The organism is Roseovarius gaetbuli, assembly GCF_900172365.1.
In the GTDB taxonomy this organism is placed as follows: domain Bacteria; phylum Pseudomonadota; class Alphaproteobacteria; order Rhodobacterales; family Rhodobacteraceae; genus Roseovarius; species Roseovarius gaetbuli.
In genome coordinates, this window is sequence record NZ_FWFJ01000055.1 from 1 (window position 1) to 17,833 (window position 17,833).

General features: G+C 59.2%; 18 protein-coding genes and 1 tRNA gene. 6 read left to right on the top strand and 13 right to left on the bottom strand.

Annotated elements, in window-relative coordinates:
* Nucleotides 1–457 precede the first annotated feature (457 nt).
* The 7 genes from ROG8370_RS17750 to ROG8370_RS17780 form a co-directional block, all read right to left on the bottom strand.
* Nucleotides 458–532, bottom strand: a tRNA-Phe gene (locus ROG8370_RS17750).
* Nucleotides 533–610: 78 nt separating this feature from the next.
* On the bottom strand, nucleotides 611–793 hold the full coding sequence (locus tag ROG8370_RS17755) for a DNA gyrase inhibitor YacG (RefSeq protein WP_085828490.1): 183 nt from the start codon (nucleotides 791–793) through the stop codon (nucleotides 611–613).
* Nucleotides 793–1,815 (bottom strand): ribonuclease E/G, encoded by a 1,023-nt coding sequence (locus ROG8370_RS17760; protein ID WP_085828491.1) that lies wholly within the window; start codon nucleotides 1,813–1,815, stop codon nucleotides 793–795. Before ROG8370_RS17760 ends, ROG8370_RS17755 begins: the two co-directional genes overlap by 1 nt.
* Complete coding sequence (locus ROG8370_RS17765; RefSeq protein ID WP_085828492.1) at nucleotides 1,812–2,390, bottom strand: Maf family protein; 579 nt, start codon at nucleotides 2,388–2,390, stop codon at nucleotides 1,812–1,814. The genes ROG8370_RS17760 and ROG8370_RS17765 overlap by 4 nt, the downstream gene beginning before the upstream one ends.
* Before the next feature lie 14 nt (nucleotides 2,391–2,404).
* The gene (gene infA, locus ROG8370_RS17770; protein WP_008186030.1) at nucleotides 2,405–2,623 is read right to left on the bottom strand and encodes a translation initiation factor IF-1; all 219 of its coding nucleotides are present in this window, start codon (nucleotides 2,621–2,623) and stop codon (nucleotides 2,405–2,407) included.
* Nucleotides 2,624–2,703: 80 nt separating this feature from the next.
* Nucleotides 2,704–3,588, bottom strand: coding sequence for a carbon-nitrogen hydrolase family protein (locus ROG8370_RS17775; RefSeq protein WP_085828493.1), 885 nt, complete (start codon nucleotides 3,586–3,588; stop codon nucleotides 2,704–2,706).
* Nucleotides 3,589–3,680: 92 nt separating this feature from the next.
* The gene (locus ROG8370_RS17780; RefSeq protein ID WP_085828494.1) at nucleotides 3,681–4,415 is read right to left on the bottom strand and encodes a maleate cis-trans isomerase family protein; all 735 of its coding nucleotides are present in this window, start codon (nucleotides 4,413–4,415) and stop codon (nucleotides 3,681–3,683) included.
* 164 nt (nucleotides 4,416–4,579) lie between these two features.
* Between ROG8370_RS17780 and ROG8370_RS17785 the strand changes: the two genes are divergently transcribed.
* Together ROG8370_RS17785 and ROG8370_RS17790 are read left to right on the top strand one after the other, a co-directional pair.
* Nucleotides 4,580–5,737, top strand: coding sequence for a M24 family metallopeptidase (locus tag ROG8370_RS17785; RefSeq protein WP_085828495.1), 1,158 nt, complete (start codon nucleotides 4,580–4,582; stop codon nucleotides 5,735–5,737).
* Nucleotides 5,738–5,740: 3 nt separating this feature from the next.
* Nucleotides 5,741–6,535, top strand: coding sequence for a carbon-nitrogen hydrolase family protein (locus ROG8370_RS17790; RefSeq protein ID WP_085828496.1), 795 nt, complete (start codon nucleotides 5,741–5,743; stop codon nucleotides 6,533–6,535).
* An 18-nt stretch (nucleotides 6,536–6,553) separates the two neighbouring features.
* Here ROG8370_RS17790 and ROG8370_RS17795 read toward each other — a convergent pair whose 3' ends face one another.
* The 3 genes from ROG8370_RS17795 to ROG8370_RS17805 form a co-directional block, all read right to left on the bottom strand.
* Nucleotides 6,554–7,594 (bottom strand): hypothetical protein, encoded by a 1,041-nt coding sequence (locus ROG8370_RS17795; protein ID WP_085828497.1) that lies wholly within the window; start codon nucleotides 7,592–7,594, stop codon nucleotides 6,554–6,556.
* Between the two features lie 189 nt (nucleotides 7,595–7,783).
* Entirely contained in the window at nucleotides 7,784–9,412 is a 1,629-nt protein-coding gene (locus ROG8370_RS17800; RefSeq protein WP_085828498.1) for an AMP-binding protein, read from the bottom strand.
* A 146-nt stretch (nucleotides 9,413–9,558) separates the two neighbouring features.
* Nucleotides 9,559–10,044, bottom strand: coding sequence for a hypothetical protein (locus tag ROG8370_RS17805; RefSeq protein ID WP_085828499.1), 486 nt, complete (start codon nucleotides 10,042–10,044; stop codon nucleotides 9,559–9,561).
* Nucleotides 10,045–10,494: 450 nt separating this feature from the next.
* On the opposite strand from ROG8370_RS17805, the gene ROG8370_RS17810 reads away from it, so the two are divergent.
* Nucleotides 10,495–11,130, top strand: coding sequence for an autoinducer binding domain-containing protein (locus ROG8370_RS17810; protein ID WP_170925293.1), 636 nt, complete (start codon nucleotides 10,495–10,497; stop codon nucleotides 11,128–11,130).
* Nucleotides 11,131–11,152: 22 nt separating this feature from the next.
* Here ROG8370_RS17810 and gatB read toward each other — a convergent pair whose 3' ends face one another.
* Together gatB and ROG8370_RS17820 are read right to left on the bottom strand one after the other, a co-directional pair.
* On the bottom strand, nucleotides 11,153–12,664 hold the full coding sequence (gatB, locus tag ROG8370_RS17815; RefSeq protein ID WP_085828505.1) for an Asp-tRNA(Asn)/Glu-tRNA(Gln) amidotransferase subunit GatB: 1,512 nt from the start codon (nucleotides 12,662–12,664) through the stop codon (nucleotides 11,153–11,155).
* A gap of 96 nt (nucleotides 12,665–12,760) precedes the next feature.
* Nucleotides 12,761–13,495: a DUF8737 domain-containing protein gene (locus ROG8370_RS17820; protein ID WP_139838209.1), complete on the bottom strand. Its 735-nt coding sequence runs from the start codon at nucleotides 13,493–13,495 to the stop codon at nucleotides 12,761–12,763.
* 88 nt (nucleotides 13,496–13,583) lie between these two features.
* Here ROG8370_RS17820 and ROG8370_RS17825 point away from each other — a divergent pair, with 88 nt between their 5' ends.
* Nucleotides 13,584–13,904: a winged helix-turn-helix transcriptional regulator gene (locus tag ROG8370_RS17825; RefSeq protein WP_085828502.1), complete on the top strand. Its 321-nt coding sequence runs from the start codon at nucleotides 13,584–13,586 to the stop codon at nucleotides 13,902–13,904.
* 70 nt (nucleotides 13,905–13,974) lie between these two features.
* Here ROG8370_RS17825 and ROG8370_RS20320 read toward each other — a convergent pair whose 3' ends face one another.
* Nucleotides 13,975–15,093 carry a hypothetical protein gene (locus ROG8370_RS20320; protein WP_139838210.1) on the bottom strand — a complete coding sequence of 373 codons (1,119 nt, stop codon included), beginning with the start codon at nucleotides 15,091–15,093 and terminating at the stop codon, nucleotides 13,975–13,977.
* A gap of 78 nt (nucleotides 15,094–15,171) precedes the next feature.
* Here ROG8370_RS20320 and lepA point away from each other — a divergent pair, with 78 nt between their 5' ends.
* The gene (lepA, locus tag ROG8370_RS17835; protein WP_085828504.1) at nucleotides 15,172–16,971 is read left to right on the top strand and encodes a translation elongation factor 4; all 1,800 of its coding nucleotides are present in this window, start codon (nucleotides 15,172–15,174) and stop codon (nucleotides 16,969–16,971) included.
* A 38-nt stretch (nucleotides 16,972–17,009) separates the two neighbouring features.
* A complete protein-coding gene (locus ROG8370_RS20675) occupies nucleotides 17,010–17,684 on the top strand; it encodes a hypothetical protein (protein WP_170925294.1) in 675 nt (224 codons plus the stop codon).
* Nucleotides 17,685–17,833 lie beyond the last annotated feature (149 nt).

Sequence of the window (17,833 nt, forward strand, 5' to 3'; positions counted from 1 at the left end):
TCCGACCAAAAACGCTTCTTCTGACCCTTCTTGCCCGCCATATCCGCCCTCAAGATGTCCACTATCAATAGTGGACACTTATCAACACACTCTATGAAATGTCAGAGCAGCGAGGCCGGACGCTTACATAGCGGTCAAGCATTTAATAAATCAAAAGTTGACCACCATGGCTACCACCCTAGGCCCCCGCCCTTCCCTTCTGATCGTGAACATCCCTCACATCAGGAGGTCGCATGAACGTTCGGATGAAGGTCCAGACGCGTCTGGATACGTTGGAAGCACAGTTGAAAGCAGTGCGCCGTTCACGGCATAATTGCTAGTCAGAAGCCTATTTTATTGAACGGGCAACGCTAGGGAAATAAGGCTTCCACCAACGCACATAGGGTGGACATTTAGGGGGATAAAATAAAATTTAAACGAATTTCTCGTAAAACAACAAGCACTTAATCTATTTATATGGTGCCCGGGGGCGGAATCGAACCACCGACACGAGGATTTTCAATCCACTGCTCTACCCCTGAGCTACCCGGGCACGGGGAACGCATCAGCGTTCGGGTGATGGCCTTCTAGGCGAGGGACAGCGGGGTGTCCAGAGGCTTTGATTAAAAAATCAATGTGGTTTTTGAGGTTCTTGCGAGATCGCCTCGATTGCCTCTTCAATATCCTCGGGATCGGTCGAGGGAACGGCGTAATCTCCGGAAAACCATTTACCAAGATCGACATCCGCACAGCGCCGCGAACAGAACGGGCGATACTTGACGTCTGTCGGTTTTTTACAGATCGGACAGGCCATCACAGCACCTCGCTGAGCGGCAGGCGGTCGCGTTTGCGCTGCAACTCAAAATGGCCCAGAGGGGTCCAGCCGACAAGGGTGGTTTCAACCGAATCCTGACGGAACGCGGCGCGCAGCGCGGTCTCGAACTGGCGGCGATCCTTCTTGGGCATCGGCGCGAGGTCCAGCGTGATCTGACCGCCCAGACCGCGCAGGCGCAATTGGCGCGGCAGGTCGCGGGCGGTGGCAAGGTTGGCCTTGAGGCCCGCCGCAAGGCTGGCATCGCCGCCGGTATTGACGTCCACGGCGACAAGGGCGCGGGTCGGCTCGATGAAGTAGGATGCACCGCCCGTCAAAGGCGCCTGTGGGTCACTCAACGCCTCGACCTGATCAAGCACGCCGTGCTCTGCGAAACAGCCCTCGGCGGTGACCACCTCGGCCGCCTCGGTCCAGTCGCGCCAGGCCAGAACATGCGGCCCGTCGCCCTCGGTCAGCTTTTCGGCGCCCTCGCCGGTGGCATCGGCCAGAACCGCCGCCGCCAGATCAAGCATGGCGCGGATATCTTCGGCGATCTCATCGGCCTCGGCGTCCTCGCAGGACGAGCGCAGTATAAGCCCCATATCGCTCTTGACCATCTCGGCGTGCGCGATTTCCAGAAGCGAGTCGCGAATGTCCTCATCCTTGATCGAGCGCGAAATGTTAAGGCCGGGGGCCGAAGGGGTGATGATGGCGTAGCGGCTCTTGAACAGAAGCTTCGCGGTCACCGGCAGGGCCTTGCCCGGCTCGGCATATCCCGTGACCTGCACCAAAATCGGCTGACCGGGGGCAAGCCCCTTGATCTGGCGCAGAAAGGCCGAGCCGTCGGGCGTGCGCAGGAACATACCGCCCTGCCCTTTGACCGGCCGGTCGGCAATTGCGCGATAGATCGCGCCGGGGCGCGGATGCTCCGAATCAATCAAAAGGTCGCTCAGGCGGCCATCAACCATCAAAGCGGCGGCCTCAAACCCGTTTACGTGGTCAAGAGCGATGGTGCGGCCCTTCATGGCAGATCCTTATAAAGCGGATAGCCGGCCGCGCGCAGCAGGCCAGCGGTTTCACAAATCGGCAAGCCGACGACGGCGCTGAAAGAACCCTGAATCCAAGGGATTAGCGCGCCTGCCGGGCCTTGAATACCATAACCGCCCGCCTTGCCCTGCCAGTCGTTGGTGGCAAGATAGGCGTTCAGATCTTCATCGGAAATCTGTTTGAATTTGACGGTGGTGACAACATCACGTTCCCAGATCCGATCACCGCGCCGCACCGCGACGGCGGTGATCACCCGGTGCCGACGCCCCGAGAGCATCAACAGAAACTCCGCTGCCTCGCCCGCGCTTTCCGGCTTGCCAAGGATTCGGCGGCCAAGCGCCACGGTGGTATCGGCCGAAAGCACGATCTCGCCCTCATCGGCCTTGACCGCAAACGCCTTTTCGCGCGCCATGCGTATGCAATACGGGCGCGGCAATTCGGCTTTGCGAGGGGTCTCGTCAATGTCAGGCGGGCGGATATCAGCCGCCACAACCCCGATCTGCGCCAACAGATCCCGGCGGCGCGGGCTACCCGATCCGAGGATCAAACGCATGCAATATCAATCGCTTACTTGAAACGATAGTTGATCCGACCCTTGGTCAGATCATAGGGGGTCATTTCCACCTGAACTTTGTCGCCAGCCAGAACACGGATGCGGTTCTTGCGCATCTTGCCTGCCGTATGAGCGATGATGGTATGGCCGTTTTCCAGCTCGACCAGGAATGTCGCATTCGGCAGGAGTTCCTTTACGACACCGGGAAATTCGAGCAGTTCTTCCTTGGCCATGGTATCTCCATAAATTTCATCCGCCCATTCGCGGACAGACGCCTAAATGGCGCTATTCCCGGTTTTTTTCAAGGCTATAATCACGATATTCGCTGATATGTGGCCGCCACGTCGCGCCCCGCCTGTTCGCACCAGTGCTTGCGGTTCAAAACCACCCCATCGGCGCGCACGTGGGCGACGCGGCCAAGGTCAACCTCGGCCAGGGTCCAGCCGGGGGTGTTGAGGGTGCCTTCACCAATCACGCCAGTCGCCGGAAAGCCGGTATCGGGGGGGCCGAAAATGCCGCCCATGCCGGTGTTTTCATCCACCGCGGGCGACCATCCCGCATCACCAACCGTTGACGCCATCACCGTGACGCATTGGGTTTCAAGCGCGCGCGCCATCGCCCCGATCCGCACCCGCCAATAGCCCGCCAAGGCCTCGGTGCAGGACGGCACAAGGATCAGGTCGGCCTCGTTCAAGGCACGGGCCAGCAAGGGAAATTCGGCATCATAGCAGATCAGGATGCCAATCTTGCCAAGGCTGGTTTCAAAAATCTGCAACGGCCCGCCGGGCACAACGCCCCAGACCTCGCGCTCGAACCTTGTCATGATCTGCTTGTCCTGCGCCCCGCGCCCACCGGTGGGCGAAAACAGCCGCGCGCGGTTGACCGGGCGCGCGCCGATTTCGGCATCAAACACGGGTGCTGAGGCCGCAAGAATATGCAGGCCAAACCGCGCCGCCAGATCGGCGTGAAGATCATCGGCATCGCCAATCAGCCCCGAGACCGCATGCAAGGACCGCTCAAGATCGCCCGCCACCTCTGGCCCGGCGAGCATCGCAAGCTCCATCGCGCCGTATTCGGGAAACACCGCCAGATCAGCGCCCTTGGCCGCCGCATCGGCCACCCAATCGGTGATCTTGGCGGCGTAATCGGCCCAATTGGTCAGCGGATCAAGCGGATAGGCGGCGGTTGCGATCTTCATGGCGATCTCCGGTCAGCAGGCAAAAAGACATTCACCTTGCTCGTTACAGGGTCAGGCCCGCACAGTCGAGCAGGTCACCCGGCGCGATGGCCCTAAAAGTCGCGCAAAAGCGATCCGTATCCCGCGATCCGGTCGCTGACACCGGCCCGGCGCAACACGTCCCACATCATCGCCTGATTTGACGAAATCACCCGCTTGCCAAGCCGTTGTTCAAGCGCATCCAGCACGTCAATCGAGCGCAGCGCGCCGCAACTTATGAACAGGGCATCTGCATCGGGGCGATCCACGCGGGCGGCAAAATCTGCGATAAAATCGGGGCGCACCCGGATCATGTCGCTGTCTTTTTCAAGGTTCAGCCCCTGGATATTGACGACCTTAAAGCCCGCGTCGGTCATATAATCCGCCTCACGCCGGTTGATTTCATCCAGATAGGGCGTGGCCACCGCGATGCGGCGCGCGCCGATGGCGCGCAACGCCGCCATGACCCCGGTAATAAGCGATGTCGGCTCGGCGTTCGGGGCGCCCTTGCAAAGCTCGGCGAACACCCGGTCTTCGCCGATCACAAGGCTGCCCGAGGTGCAGGCGTAACAGATCACGTCAAGGCTTCCGTCCGGCAGAATGCTCGCCGCCGCCTGCGCCAGATCATCGGCCTGCGCGCGCAGGGTTTCGACAGTGATCGAATCCGGGATCGGCGCGCGGGTGAAATGAAGCCCGACACCCGGCGGGCAAAGCGTGAACATGTCATCTTCGATGGTCTGTTCGGTCGCAAGCAGCACAAAGCCGATTTTCGCGCGCCCGTGGCGGCCCTCGTCAAAGGCCTGGCTCATGTCCTGTGCCTCGCTATGCTGTATACACATCCTTGGAATTTCTCCGCATATGCCGGGATAATTGCTTATTGACGCTCTATGTGTACACAGCATACCTAAATACGGCAAGCGCCGTGACGGCCATACGATTCGACCCACTGCCCCCCGCAACAGGAGATCCCGTGATGCTTGAAGAAGCCAAAATTCGCACCCAAGCCCTTCAGGCGCGCATGAAGGATGAGGGCATTCAAAAAGCGGTGTTCACCGATGAAAGCTCGATCGCCTATCTCGCCGGGTTCTGGGGCTATCTCGGGATCGAATTCGGCCGCCCGACCATGCTTGTGGTCGATGCCGATGACGCGCCGGTGGTGATCACCCCGCTGATGGAATCCGAAATGGTCGGGGCGATGACCTGGGTCGAGGATGTCCGCACCTGGGAGGATATGGGCCAACGCACCTGGGGGCGCGCCCTTGCCGGTGCCTTGGGCGACAAACCAGACGCGATTTATATCGAGCGCAACACCATCCCGGCGATTGTGCGCAACCATCTTGATGACACCTATCCCGGCGTGCCGCTCAAAGACATCTCGGCCACCCTCGGCGCGATGCGCACCGTCAAATCCCCGTTCGAGATCACCGTGATGAAAGAGGCCGGGCAAATCGCAGGCGCGATGATGGCCGCCGCCCACCAAAGCCTCGCCGAAGGCGCGCCGGAATATGAATCCGCCCTTGCCGTGATCGAGGCCGGATCGCGCAAGGCGGCGACCTTCCTCACCGCAAAGGGATGGGATCGCTTTGTCTCGCCGATGATCCACAACCTGCAAATCCTGCAAAGCGGCACCGATGCCTCGATGGTGCACCGCCGCGCCAGCGTCAAAGCCTACGAGAAATTCGACCCGGTCTATTTCTGTTTTTGCAACATGGCGCAGTTCAAACAATACAAGCTTGGATTTGACCGGATGTTTCATATCGGTGAGGTCAAGGACAAGGACCGCGAGGTACAGCAAGCCGCGATTGATGCCCAGCAAGCCGCGATTGCCGCGATCCGCCCCGGTGTGATCGCCGAAGACGTCGCCGCCGCCGCCAATGCCGTCTACCGCGAGCGCGGCTTTGAAACCGGCTATCGCACCGGGCGCTCGATCGGGGTGGCTTATCTAGAGGCGCCGGAATTGAAGGCCGGCGACAAGACCGTGTTGCGTGCGGGCATGACCTTTGCCGTCGATGGCGGGATTTCGGTCGATGGCGTGACCGCCGGGCGGATTGGCGATTCAATCGTCGTGACCGAGACCGGGTTTGACTATATCACCGACTACCCGCGCGAAATTCTGCTGAGCAAAGGCTAGGCCATGGCCGATGCCATCCTTGACGTGGCCGTTGCCCAATGCAGCGGCGCGCTTGACGGGGCCGAGGCGCGTCTTGCCTGGCTCTCAGAGGTCTTGCAAACGCGCGGCGGCGCGCCGCTTGATCTCATTGTTTTGCCCGAGCTGTTTCAATGCGGCTATAATATCGGTGAACGGGTGGGCGCGCGCGCCGAGGCCCCGGATGGCGCCTTTGCCCGCGCCATCGCCGATCTTGCGCAGACTTTCGGCACCGCCATTCTTTATGGCTATGCAGAGCGGCAGGGCGATCAGATTTTCAACGCCGCGCAGTGCATTGACCGGACCGGTCGGCGCATCGGCCATCATCGCAAGCTGTTGCTGCCACCGGGGTTCGAGGGCGATCATTTCGCGGTCGGCGACGGCTGTGAGGTGTTCGAGCTTGGCGGTTTCACGGTCGCCACGCTGGTGTGCTATGATGTCGAGTTCCCCGAAAACCTGCGCCATGTGGCACTTGCGGGGGCCGATATCGTGGCCGTGCCCACCGCCCTTGGCGCAAGCTGGAGCGTTGTGTCGGAAAAACTCGTGCCGACGCGTGCCTTCGAGAACGGCGTTTACCTGTGCTATGCCAACTACTGCGGCACTGAAAACGCTCTGGAGTATTTCGGCGGAAGCTGTCTGATTGGCCCCGATGGCAAAGACCTTGCACGCGCGATGCAAGGCCCGGCGCTGATCGAAGCGACGCTTGCCAAATCCGCCGTGTCGGCGGCGCAGGCGCGCTTGCCCTATCACCGCGACCGGCTTCGCCTGCCTTGGGTTACCTGACCCGTTGCGGGCGTTCCTTTAGCCCGCGCAGATCGCCTGAAGCCGCAACCAATCCTGATCGCTCAGGATTTGCGGCGGTGGCGGCGCGCCGGCAAATGGATCGGCCTCGATCAGTGGCAGGACAGTTTCCCCTGTGATATCAAGTGCATAGGCATATGGCGTGGCACGGACCTGCCAAGTGCGAAAGCCCGTCAAAAGACCCTCGGGATCAAGCGGATCGGGAGGATCGGTCAACAGCGCCTCGGCATGGGCGCGCAAGGCCTCGTCGGGCAAAACACCGGTCGTGAGCAGGCGCAAGCTTGCCGAAATCCCGCCCTGCGCCAACAGCCGATCCAGCGGGTCGCGGGTCTGGGCGCGCAGGTAGGCCGCCACAATATGACCGGCCACAACGTCGGCCTCCTCATAATCTTCGACCAGCGCCGCATTGATCAGAACCGTTCCACCCGGCAGGCGTAAGGCCCCCGCAACACCGCCGCGCACCACCATGAAGCGCGCCGCGCCAGCCCCCTTTGGCGCAGGCAGGCGCTTGGCCAGTTCGCCAAGGGCCCCCGCCCCGCCGGGGCCGCGACAGGCCGGGCCGGTGACCTTTTGCAGATGCTCCAGGAGGGATTGTCCGATCTCGGCGCGTTTGACGGCAGGCACCACGACAAGCGCATGCTTGCGCGCCGCTCCCGGCAGCCAGAACACCGCCAGCGCCACCACTGCCGCGAGGCTGGTGAGAAACCCGACAAGGCGCAACCGTCCGGGGCGTGGCCGCTGGCGCGAGATGGCCGCGCGCAGCTTGTCGATGGCCTCGATCATCTGGACCTCATCCTCGGGCACCTCAAGGGTTTCGCCGAGGTCGCCATCGGGATGATAGATCGCCGGATGCGCGCCCGGATTTCTGCGCGCGATGGCGGCCAGAGACCAATGCGCCAAGACCCGGTCGCGGGTGTCGGTGATGGTCAGCGTCGCCTCGCCAACCGAGACGATCACGTCAATGCGCTGCGCCTCGGGCGTGGCCCGCCAGAGGCCTTGCGCCTCAAGCCGCTGGTATTTGCTGAGTGCTGTCACTGTCATCTGGGGGGCTGCCCTGCCTCTTTGCGACGAGATTAGCACGAGCCGGGCGGCGCGGGCAATCGGGCTTGGGCATGGCATCGACAAACGGCCAGCGATGCGGCGGTGCAGGCCGGGAATGAGTATTTATCGAATGATGAAAGAGCAAGCGCGCGCGCGCCCGAACCGGCGCGCGCGCAAAGGGTCAAGCAATCAAAGGGCGCGGGCGATCTGGCGCAATTCGAACTTCTGGATCTTGCCGGTCGAAGTTTTAGGCAAGTCCTGAAACACAACCGTCTTGGGCGTCTTGAACCCGGCAAGGCGTTCGCGGGCGAAGGCGATCAGCTCGCTCTCAGAGGCCTCGGCCCCGTCCTTGAGTTCGACAAAGGCACAGGGCGTTTCGCCCCATTTGTCATCAGGCCGCGCCACCACCGCGCAGAGCAGCACCGCCGGGTGACGCATCAGCACGCCTTCGACCTCGACCGAGCTTATGTTTTCGCCGCCCGAGATGATGATATCCTTGGCGCGATCCGCGATTTGCAGATAGCCGTCGGGATGCTGCACCGCGATATCGCCCGAGTGGAAATAGCCGCCGCGAAACGCCTCTGCCGTGGCGTCGGGGTTCTTGAGATAGCCCTTCATCACCGAATTGCCGCGGATCATGATTTCGCCCTGGGCGGTGCCATCCATCGGGATTTGGGTCATGGTCTCGGCATCCATCGCGGTGATGTCTTCCATCATCGGCATCAGGACGCCGGTGCGCGCCTTGATGCCATACCGCTCGTCTTCGGGCAGGTCGTTCCAGGCGTCTTGCCAGAGGCATTCAGTGACATGGCCATAGGTTTCAGTGAGCCCGTAGACCTGTGTCACGGCAAAGCCGAGCGGTTCGATCGCGGCCAGCGTCGCGGCGGGCGGCGGGGCGCCGGCGGTGAACACATCGACGACATGATCAAAGCTGCGCCGGTCCTCGGGCTTGGCGTTGACGATGGTGTTGAGAACGATCGGCGCCGCACCAAGATGGGTCACCCCCTCATCGGCAATCGCGTCATAGATCGCGCGCGCGCTCACATCGCGACAGCACACGACCGTGCCGCCCAGCATCGGCATTAGCCAGGTATGGTTCCAGTTGTTGCAATGAAACAGCGGCACAATTGTCAGGTAGCGCGGGTAACGCGGCAAATCCCAGCTTACGACCGTGCCCATCGTCATCAGGTAGGCGCCCCGGTGATGACAGACCACGCCCTTGGGCCGCCCTGTCGTGCCCGAGGTATAATTCAGCGCAAGGCTTTCCCATTCGTCCGCAGGCAGGATCCACTCGAACGCGGGATCGCCCGAGGCCAACAGCGCCTCGTAGGTCATAAAGTGACCACCGCTATGCACGCCCGCCTGATCATCGGCGACCTCGATCACATGCGGCGCGGGGCCGTTCATGATCTCGATCGCCTCTGCCAGAGCGGGCAGGAATTGCGGATCGCACAGCACCACCCGCGCCTCGCCGTGATCAAGGATATAGGCGATTGTATCGGGTTCAAGCCGGGTGTTGATCGTGTTAAGAACCGCGCCACAGGCGGGCACGCCGAAATGCGCCTCGGCATGGGCGGGGATGTTGGGAAGGATCGTCGCCACCACGTCGCCCGGCGCAATGCCAAGCTTGACCAGCCCCGAGGCAAGCCGCGTGCAGCGCTCGTAATACTCGGCGTAGGTCTTGCGAAAGCCGCGATAGACCACCGCCTCGCGATCCGCAAAAACATGTGCGGCGCGGCGCAGATGCGACAGCGGCGTCAGCGGCACGAAATTGGCAGCCGTCCGGTCAAGCCCGGTTTCATCCTTCATCCAGCCCATCGCGCTCTCCCTGATTCCCTGCGTCATGAGTTGGCAAACAGTATTGATTTTGCGCGCCCTTTCAAACGCCGATTACGCGCGACCACTGGTATGATGTGGACAGTCGCAAGGCGCGGCTGCGCCAAAGCAGCGACGACGCCCCGCACTCAAGCGTCGGGAAACCGCCCCAGTACCTCGAAAAAGCCAGGCAACTGATCGTGTTTCGCAAATTCCACCGCCCAGTGGTTGGCCTGCTCCGAAAGCTTTCGATCGATCAAAGGGTCGTTTTCACAATCGACGATCCCGACGAAACGCTGAGGGACGATGTCGTGCATGATGCGGCTCAGGGTGCAGACGACAAAGCTCCGGCGGGTCGGGATATGGTATCGCGCGCACATTTCCATGGTGGGCGATCCAATGAGAACGATCGGATCATCCGCAAAGGATGCGACATACCACGCCGCCATATCACCGCAAAACGCCGACCATGATGTCAGCGCTTGATAAATCTGGCCGTCAAGTGGAAATGGCCGCGACGCGTTTTCAGGATGCCCCCCCTTTGCCCGCGGCACCTCATAGCCCATGGCCGCCAGAAGAAGGTCGCCATTGCTGAGCGCTCTCGCTGATTGGCTCGGCCTCATGAGCGACGCCATAACAAGTCCTCTGACGGCTCTGGGAATGCCAACGACCCCGACTGCACGGCCAGGCAAATATGCGCGGGCGATGAAAGGTGCACTCTTGCCAGTAAGCTGGCCGAGGAGATCACTTCAATCCTGTCCTTCTTCAACAAAGCTGTGGGCCAATCGTCTCGCAGCGCGACGCAGGGGTGGTCATAGCGTGCGACCGCAACAAGACGCTGTCGACGCAATTTGGGCGCAGCGCGCCATTTTCCAACCCCAGGTTAGACTTCGACCCAAAACCCATCCTGGCGTTAGTTTTTCATGCCGTGAGTGATAAACTTGGCGCGAGGTTACATCCATGGGACGCGCCATTCCAAACCAACTTGCGAACAGACTATACTTTGGAATAGTTGGCAGTTCATCATACGACCATGAATGGCCTTTTGGCTTTCCAGGCCTTGATGAGTGGTAAAGGGGAGCATGGTGGCAAGGGCAACTCGAAAGCTCGCGGCGGCAGAACTGTTTGAGCGGTCCTTGGACATGGTCGCCAGAATTGGCACCGAAGGGTACTTTGTGATGGTGAACCATGTCCGCATGGGCCCAGAATTCATCCAGAGTAGTTATTCCGTCGAGTGGCAGACCGAGTATGATTTGAACGCATACCACTTGCGCGATCCGTCATTCCTGTGGGGCCTGACGAACAATGGCAGCCGCAGATGGTCCGAGATCACTCTTCCCGATGCCAGCGGCGTGATGAAGAGGGCGCGGCGCCACGGTCTCATTTTTGGTGCAGTGTTCAGCTGTGGTATGCAGTCCAAGAAATCGGTCCTCTGCGTGGCGCGCGATGACCGCGAGCTAAGCGATGAGGAAATGGCCGCGCTGGCAAGCTGGTTCGACGACTACGTAAAAGCCTGCACAACGAAGCTTGCGTTTTCGGAAAAGGAACTTGCCGTCCTTCAATGCCTGGCGAATGACATGACCGTCGAAAGGGCCGCCGCGCATTTGAACATAAGCGCCTCGGCTGCCAAGGCTCGGCTTAAAACGGCGCGCGACCGGTTTGGCGTCAAGACCAACACCCGGATTGTCGCCATGGCCCTAAGGTCACACCTGATCGCTTAGGCCGCCGCCATGGCGATCTGGGTCAAAGCCCGAGCTTTTGCGCGATGATCTCGTTCACGGCCTTGGGGTTGGCCTTGCCGCCGGTGGCCTTCATCACCTGCCCGACGAACCAGCCCGCAAGCTTGGGATTGGCCTTGGCCTTTTCGACCTGTGCCGGGTTGTCGGCGATGATCTTATCCACGGCGGCCTCGATGGCACCGGTATCGGTGACCTGTTTCATGCCTTCGGTTTCGACAATCTCGGCCGGGTCGCGACCCGTGGTATAGGCGATCTCGAACACGTCCTTGGCGATCTTGCCGCTGATCGCATCCGAGGCGATAAGATCAACGATCCCGCCCAATTGCGCCGGGCTGACCGGGCTTTGCAGGATATCCAGATCGTCCTTTTTCAACCGGCCAAACAGCTCGTTGATCACCCAGTTCGCCGTGAGCTTGCCATCGCGCCCCTGCGCGGCCTCGTCGAAATAGGCGGCATTGGCCACATCGGCGGTCAGCACGCTGGCGTCATATTCGCTAAGGGCGAACTCTTTGACAAAGCGGGCCTTTTTCTCATCCGGAAGCTCTGGCAGGCTGGCCGCGATACCATCGACCCAGGCCTGCTCGATCTCAAGCGGCAAAAGGTCGGGATCGGGGAAATAGCGGTAATCATGCGCCTCTTCTTTAGAGCGCATCGAGCGGGTTTCGTTCTTGTCGGGGTCATAAAGCCGGGTTTCCTGCGTCACCTCGCCCCCGCCCTCGACAATCGCGATCTGACGGCGCGCCTCAACCTCGATCGCCGCCTGAATAAAGCGCATCGAGTTCATGTTCTTGATTTCGCAGCGCGTGCCGAGATGCGAGAAATCCTGGGTTTCCATGTATTTCTCATACTGACCGGGCCGACAGATCGACACGTTCACATCGGCGCGCAGGTTGCCGTTCTGCATATTGCCGTCGCAGGTGCCCAAATACCGCAGGATCTGGCGCATCTTGGTGACATAGGCGGCGGCCTCTTCGGGGCCGCGGATATCGGGGCGGCTGACGATCTCCATCAGGCAGACACCGGTCCGGTTGAGATCGACGAACGACATCGTCGGGTCCATGTCATGGATCGACTTGCCGGCATCCTGCTCCATGTGAATGCGCTCGATCCGCACCAGCCGCGCAATGCCGGGCGCCATATCGACAAGCACTTCACCCTCGCCCACAAGCGGATGATAAAGCTGGGAAATCTGATAACCCTGCGGCAGATCGGGATAGAAATAATTCTTGCGGTCAAAGGCCGACCAGAGGTTGATCTTGGCCTTGAGGCCAAGCCCCGTGCGCACCGCCTGCTCGACGCAAAACTCGTTGATCACCGGCAACATGCCCGGCATCGCCGCATCCACGAAGGCCACGTTCGAATTCGGCTCGGCGCCGAATTTGGTCGAGGCGCCAGAGAACAGCTTGGCGTTCGAGGCGACCTGGGCGTGGATTTCCATGCCGATCACCAGTTCCCAATCATGTTTCGCCCCGGCGATCACCTTGGGTTTCGGCGCTTCAAAGGTCAGGTCCAGCATCATGTCGCTCCGGGTTTGTCAACGCCCGCGTTTTAGGACAGCGCGCGCGAGGGGGCAAGCCGTTAAAGGCCAAACCGCCCCCGCGCCCGCGTCTTCTCATGCCAGTGCGGTATTGCTGGAGGAGCGCCGCAACTTGCTAAGAGAAACCAGATGGAACGCCAGGAACAACGGCACAAAAAAGCCCGGAAACATCGCCAGCGGATGCAGGTTGATGATATTGGGCGTGTCATGCGCCATCAGGTGCAGGAACCCCTCGGATGTCATGATGCCGGTCAGAACGGCGACCCCGAAATCGGCCATGCCGATCACATTGGCCTCGACCACCTTGCGCCGCGCATCGGCTGCGCCCGCGCGCACGGCCCGCCACGCCTGATAGCCCGCCACCCCGGCCCAGATATCGCCAAGCCCCGCTGGCAGCGCAAATTGCCAAGGGATCACGCCCAGCGCCCAGCCGATGAGAAACACGCCGCCCATGGCACGCGGAATCTGAAAGGCGGCGAGCGTGCCAAGATCAACCTGATCGCTGATCAACCGGCCCCTTTCGGTCAGCCGCGCCAGCGCCCACAAAAGCCCCGCCCCGCCAAAGAGGAACATCAACACCACCGGCGGGTCCATCAGGGTCGCGGGCACGTTGAACACATCCGCCTCTGACAGGCGCATCGCCACCGCATACCAAAGCCCCAGAATCGTCGCCGACAGGATAAGCGCCCACCCGAGATCAGCGCCCTCAAGGCGCGCACGCGCCGCACCAAGGGCGATGATGGCCAAAGCCAGAACCGGCAGCAGCACGGCGAAGAAATGTACATAGGCGAGAAAGAAATCTGACAGCATTGAGGACTCCTTATTTGCTTCCATTTAAGTAGTGACTATACAATTAGGAGTCAATTCCTTTTTTGAACCTTGCCGCTATAGTGCCCTCATGACCGACCGAAACCGCGAAAACTGCCCGATCCTGCGGGCCACCAATGCCATGGGCGACAAATGGTCGATCCTGATCCTGCGAGAGTTCTTTCTCGAAGGCCCACGCCGGTTTCAGGATTTACAGGATGTGCTTGGCCTCTCGCCCAACACTTTGTCGGGGCGGCTCAAAAAGCTGGAAAGCGCCGGGATCATCGCGCGGCGGCAATATTCCACCAACCCGCCCCGCGCCGAATATCACCTCACCGAGGCCGGTCAGGCCCTCAGCCCGGTCATGGGCGCCCTCTACAAATGGGGCGAAACGCATACCCCTGATCTATAAGGGCCACTGATCCACATAACGGCAGTCACCACCACTCAAGGCACCCCGTAGGGTGGGTGAAACCCACGCTCTACCCGGCGCCCAATTTCATAGCATAATCCAAAGCCATTTTAGCCACGGATTGCACAGTGCCCGGAGCAATTGCTTCAGTCGCCAAAGCCGTGCCAAGTGCGGCGCCAATGGTTTTTGCGGCCGCCTTGATTGTCGCATCACCAACAGACCCGCAATGTTTCAGAATGGTTTGCGAAATCTCCCACAGTCGGAGGGCGTATTTTCGAATGGCCTTGGGGCTGGGTTCGTCCTTTTGGACTTCTGATTCCAAATCTTGAAGGTCATTCCAGATGAGCGTGAATTCCCGCTGCATTACTCTGGCATCATCAATCAGCTCTGGCGGTTGATTGTGGCCACGGTGAGGAGCGTCAAAGCCCTCGACAGTTTTTGCAAGCTTGTCTTTGAGTGCCGCGATTTCCTGCTCGAGAGTGAATTTGTCCCTGATCCGCTCAATCTCTTCGGCGACCGCCTCGGGTCCAGCCTTCCAGATATCATCTTCGATGAGCGCCACCCGGCGTTGCAGCTCCCAGTCCATCGGCTTGCCGTCGAGAAAGCCTTGATACCATTCGCGCCAGAAGGACCACATTGAATTATTTTTGCTAGCTAGGGTGCCAAATTCATCCCATTTTGAAACCATCACTCTCGGGAAATCTGAAGTTTTCCATAGCCCAACATCGAAATGGCGGTCGTTGGGTAGATGTTCCAAACGTTCCATGTCTTTAAATGATTGGGCAACCATTACGCTCTCAATGGAAAACTTGGTCGAATAGGCCGATTCAGCAGAACTTAGCACTGCGCTAATGTAGTAAGCTTCACTTGGAAAAATACTCTTGGCAGCAGATGTTGCAGCAGAAAATGCGGACCGCGCTGAAGCACTGAATAGTTTAGTTAGTAAAAGAGGTGCTGTTGACGCGCGTTTTGCTGCCTCCGAAATATTTTTATCATCACTGAATCTGCTGACGCCCACCGCGCTTAAAAGCGCTCTCAATGTAGCAAGTACTAGTTTTTCGCCATCATTATTTTTTCTTGCTGCAACACCTGCCGCTGGAAAAGCTCGAAGAGCCGAACGAATTGCAATCGTGTGCGCCAACTCGATAGGCTTTTCCAAGAGGAGTGCTTCGAGTTCATATTTGGTCATATGCTTTTCGCTCTGCCTTTAAAGTCATAGAACCATCCCACCTTGACCAACCCCCAAATCCCATACATATCCCAATCCATGACAGACCTTGCACATATCCGCAATTTTTCGATCGTGGCGCATATCGACCACGGGAAATCCACGCTGGCTGACCGGTTGATCCAATCGACCGGAACGGTACAGGATCGCGATATGAAAGAGCAGATGCTCGACGCGATGGATATCGAGCGCGAGCGCGGGATTACCATCAAGGCCAATACCGTGCGCATCGACTATAAGGCGAACAACGGCGAGACCTATGTTCTCAACCTGATCGACACGCCGGGCCACGTCGACTTTGCCTATGAGGTCTCCCGAAGCATGCGCGCCGTTGAGGGCAGCCTTCTGGTCGTCGACAGCACCCAGGGCGTCGAGGCCCAGACCCTTGCCAACGTCTATCAGGCGATTGATGCGGGTCACGAGCTTATCCCGGTGCTCAACAAGATCGACCTGCCTGCCTCTGAGTGTGACCGCGTCGCCGAACAGATCGAGGATGTGATCGGCATTGACGCCAGCGACGCGATCCGGGTTTCGGCCAAGACCGGCGTCGGCATTGCCGAAACGCTTGAGGCGATTGTCGCCCGCCTGCCCGCCCCCACCGGGGATGCCAATGCGCCCCTCAAGGCGATGCTGGTCGATAGCTGGTATGATTCATACCTCGGCGTTGTGGTTTTGGTGCGGATCATGGATGGCGTGCTCAAGCGCGGCGACCGCATCCGCATGATGCAGAACGGCTCTGTGCATGGCGTCGAACGGATTGGCGTCTTCCGCCCGCAGATGGAAAAGGTCGAAAGCCTCGGCCCCGGCGAAATCGGCTTTATCACCGCCTCGATCAAACAGGTGCGCGACACCAAGGTCGGCGACACGATCACCCATGACAAGGCGCCTTGCGCAAAGGCCCTGCCCGGCTTTAAACCCTCGGTGCCGGTTGTCTTCTGTGGCCTGTTCCCGGTCGACAGTTCTGAATTCGAAGACCTGCGCGATGCGATCGAAAAGCTGGCGCTGAACGACGCGAGCTTCAGCTATGAGATGGAAACTTCGGCCGCGCTTGGCTTTGGCTTTCGCTGTGGCTTTCTCGGGCTGCTGCACCTTGAAGTGATCCGCGACCGGGTCGAGCGCGAGTATAACATCGAGCTGATCACCACGGCGCCCTCGGTGATCTATAACGTCTTCATGAAAGACGGCACGATGGAGCCGCTGCACAACCCCGCCGATATGCCCGACCTGACCTATGTCGATCATATCGAAGAGCCGCGCATCAAGGCGACCATCCTTGTGCCCGATGAATACCTCGGTGATGTGCTCAAACTCTGCCAGGATCGCCGCGGCATTCAACTTGACCTGACCTATGTGGGCGGGCGCGCGATGGTGGTCTATGACCTGCCGCTCAACGAGGTGGTGTTTGATTTCTACGACCGGCTGAAATCGGTGACCAAGGGCTATGCGTCGTTTGATTACCAGATGGAGGGGTATCGCGAGGATCACCTCGTCAAGATGTCGATTCTGGTCAATGACGAACCGGTCGATGCCCTGTCGATGATGGTGCACCGCGACCGCGCCGACATGCGCGGCCGCGCGATGGTGGAAAAGCTCAAGGAGCTGATCCCGCGCCACATGTTCAAGATCCCGATCCAGGCGGCCATCGGCGGCAAGGTCATCGCCCGCGAGACATTGTCAGCCATGCGCAAGGACGTGACCGCCAAATGCTACGGCGGCGACGCGACCCGCAAGAAAAAGCTTCTGGAAAAGCAGAAGGCCGGCAAGAAGAAGATGCGCCAGTTCGGCAAGGTCGATATCCCGCAGGAAGCGTTTATTTCAGCGTTGAAGATGGATAGTTAATCTGCAAGCATTCTACTATTAGCTTAGTGGAATTCCTAATGCAGAATAAATATACTTTGCTGATAGATGAAAGCGGGGATCAGGGGCTAGATAGAGTCATGACCCATGAAAACCCTTTTGGCGCTTCATCCTATTTGACAATGGGAGCTGCTCTAGTTCCTACAGTATTGTCTGATCAGTATCGGCAAACACTCGGTGATATCTCAGACAAGCTGAGACTATCTCAATTACATTGCACCGACCTGAATCACCCTCAAGTTGCTTACTTTTCGCGGGAACTTAGTAAGCTAAGAATCTTGTGCTTTGGCGTTGTATCAAAGAAATCTACACTTGGTAGTTATCGTGAAATGATTGCTGGAGAAGATCAAGCTCATGACTATTACAATAAGTGCAGTCAGTACTTGCTTGAATTAGTTGGAGCATATGCGGAGTCCAAAGGGATTTCGTCAACGGATATCTCAATTGTTTTCGAGCGTAAGCGAGGCCATGACTACGGGCGACTAGGTCGATATCTAAAAGCAATTAGCGACAAACCCATCCATCCTAAAGCTGCAAAACTGTCTTATCTTTCGCCTTTCGCAATTACCGCGATGACTGAACCACTACCGGCTGGCGCCGGTAGGATCAGCGATGTGCTGTTCCAGGTACTGAAGATGGGGTGGTTGCCGCCCTCCCCTGACGGCATCGCAATGTGCCAAGATGGTGGTCTGTAGACCATCTAACGGAGAGGACGGCAAAATGAAGGATACAATGATTAGTGTAGATCTGGCGAAGAGTATTTTCCAGGTTCACGGGGCATTGCTGTCGGGGAAGGAACAATTCCGCAAAAAACTGACACGGCCCCAGTTCTGGAAATTCATGT

What these genes read in the sequence shown, in the direction of transcription:
- ROG8370_RS17755 (WP_085828490.1), bottom strand. Translation starts at nt 793, where the DNA reads ATGGCCTGTCCGATCTGTAAAAAACCGACAGACGTCAAGTATCGCCCG.
- ROG8370_RS17760 (WP_085828491.1), bottom strand. Translation starts at nt 1,815, where the DNA reads ATGAAGGGCCGCACCATCGCTCTTGACCACGTAAACGGGTTTGAGGCC.
- ROG8370_RS17765 (WP_085828492.1), bottom strand. Translation starts at nt 2,390, where the DNA reads ATGCGTTTGATCCTCGGATCGGGTAGCCCGCGCCGCCGGGATCTGTTG.
- infA (WP_008186030.1), bottom strand. Translation starts at nt 2,623, where the DNA reads ATGGCCAAGGAAGAACTGCTCGAATTTCCCGGTGTCGTAAAGGAACTC.
- ROG8370_RS17775 (WP_085828493.1), bottom strand. Translation starts at nt 3,588, where the DNA reads ATGAAGATCGCAACCGCCGCCTATCCGCTTGATCCGCTGACCAATTGG.
- ROG8370_RS17780 (WP_085828494.1), bottom strand. Translation starts at nt 4,415, where the DNA reads ATGAGCCAGGCCTTTGACGAGGGCCGCCACGGGCGCGCGAAAATCGGC.
- ROG8370_RS17785 (WP_085828495.1), top strand. Translation starts at nt 4,580, where the DNA reads ATGCTTGAAGAAGCCAAAATTCGCACCCAAGCCCTTCAGGCGCGCATG.
- ROG8370_RS17790 (WP_085828496.1), top strand. Translation starts at nt 5,741, where the DNA reads ATGGCCGATGCCATCCTTGACGTGGCCGTTGCCCAATGCAGCGGCGCG.
- ROG8370_RS17795 (WP_085828497.1), bottom strand. Translation starts at nt 7,594, where the DNA reads ATGACAGTGACAGCACTCAGCAAATACCAGCGGCTTGAGGCGCAAGGC.
- ROG8370_RS17800 (WP_085828498.1), bottom strand. Translation starts at nt 9,412, where the DNA reads ATGGGCTGGATGAAGGATGAAACCGGGCTTGACCGGACGGCTGCCAAT.
- ROG8370_RS17805 (WP_085828499.1), bottom strand. Translation starts at nt 10,044, where the DNA reads ATGGCGTCGCTCATGAGGCCGAGCCAATCAGCGAGAGCGCTCAGCAAT.
- gatB (WP_085828505.1), bottom strand. Translation starts at nt 12,664, where the DNA reads ATGCTGGACCTGACCTTTGAAGCGCCGAAACCCAAGGTGATCGCCGGG.
- ROG8370_RS17820 (WP_139838209.1), bottom strand. Translation starts at nt 13,495, where the DNA reads ATGCTGTCAGATTTCTTTCTCGCCTATGTACATTTCTTCGCCGTGCTG.
- ROG8370_RS17825 (WP_085828502.1), top strand. Translation starts at nt 13,584, where the DNA reads ATGACCGACCGAAACCGCGAAAACTGCCCGATCCTGCGGGCCACCAAT.
- ROG8370_RS20320 (WP_139838210.1), bottom strand. Translation starts at nt 15,093, where the DNA reads ATGACCAAATATGAACTCGAAGCACTCCTCTTGGAAAAGCCTATCGAG.
- lepA (WP_085828504.1), top strand. Translation starts at nt 15,172, where the DNA reads ATGACAGACCTTGCACATATCCGCAATTTTTCGATCGTGGCGCATATC.
- ROG8370_RS20675 (WP_170925294.1), top strand. Translation starts at nt 17,010, where the DNA reads ATGCAGAATAAATATACTTTGCTGATAGATGAAAGCGGGGATCAGGGG.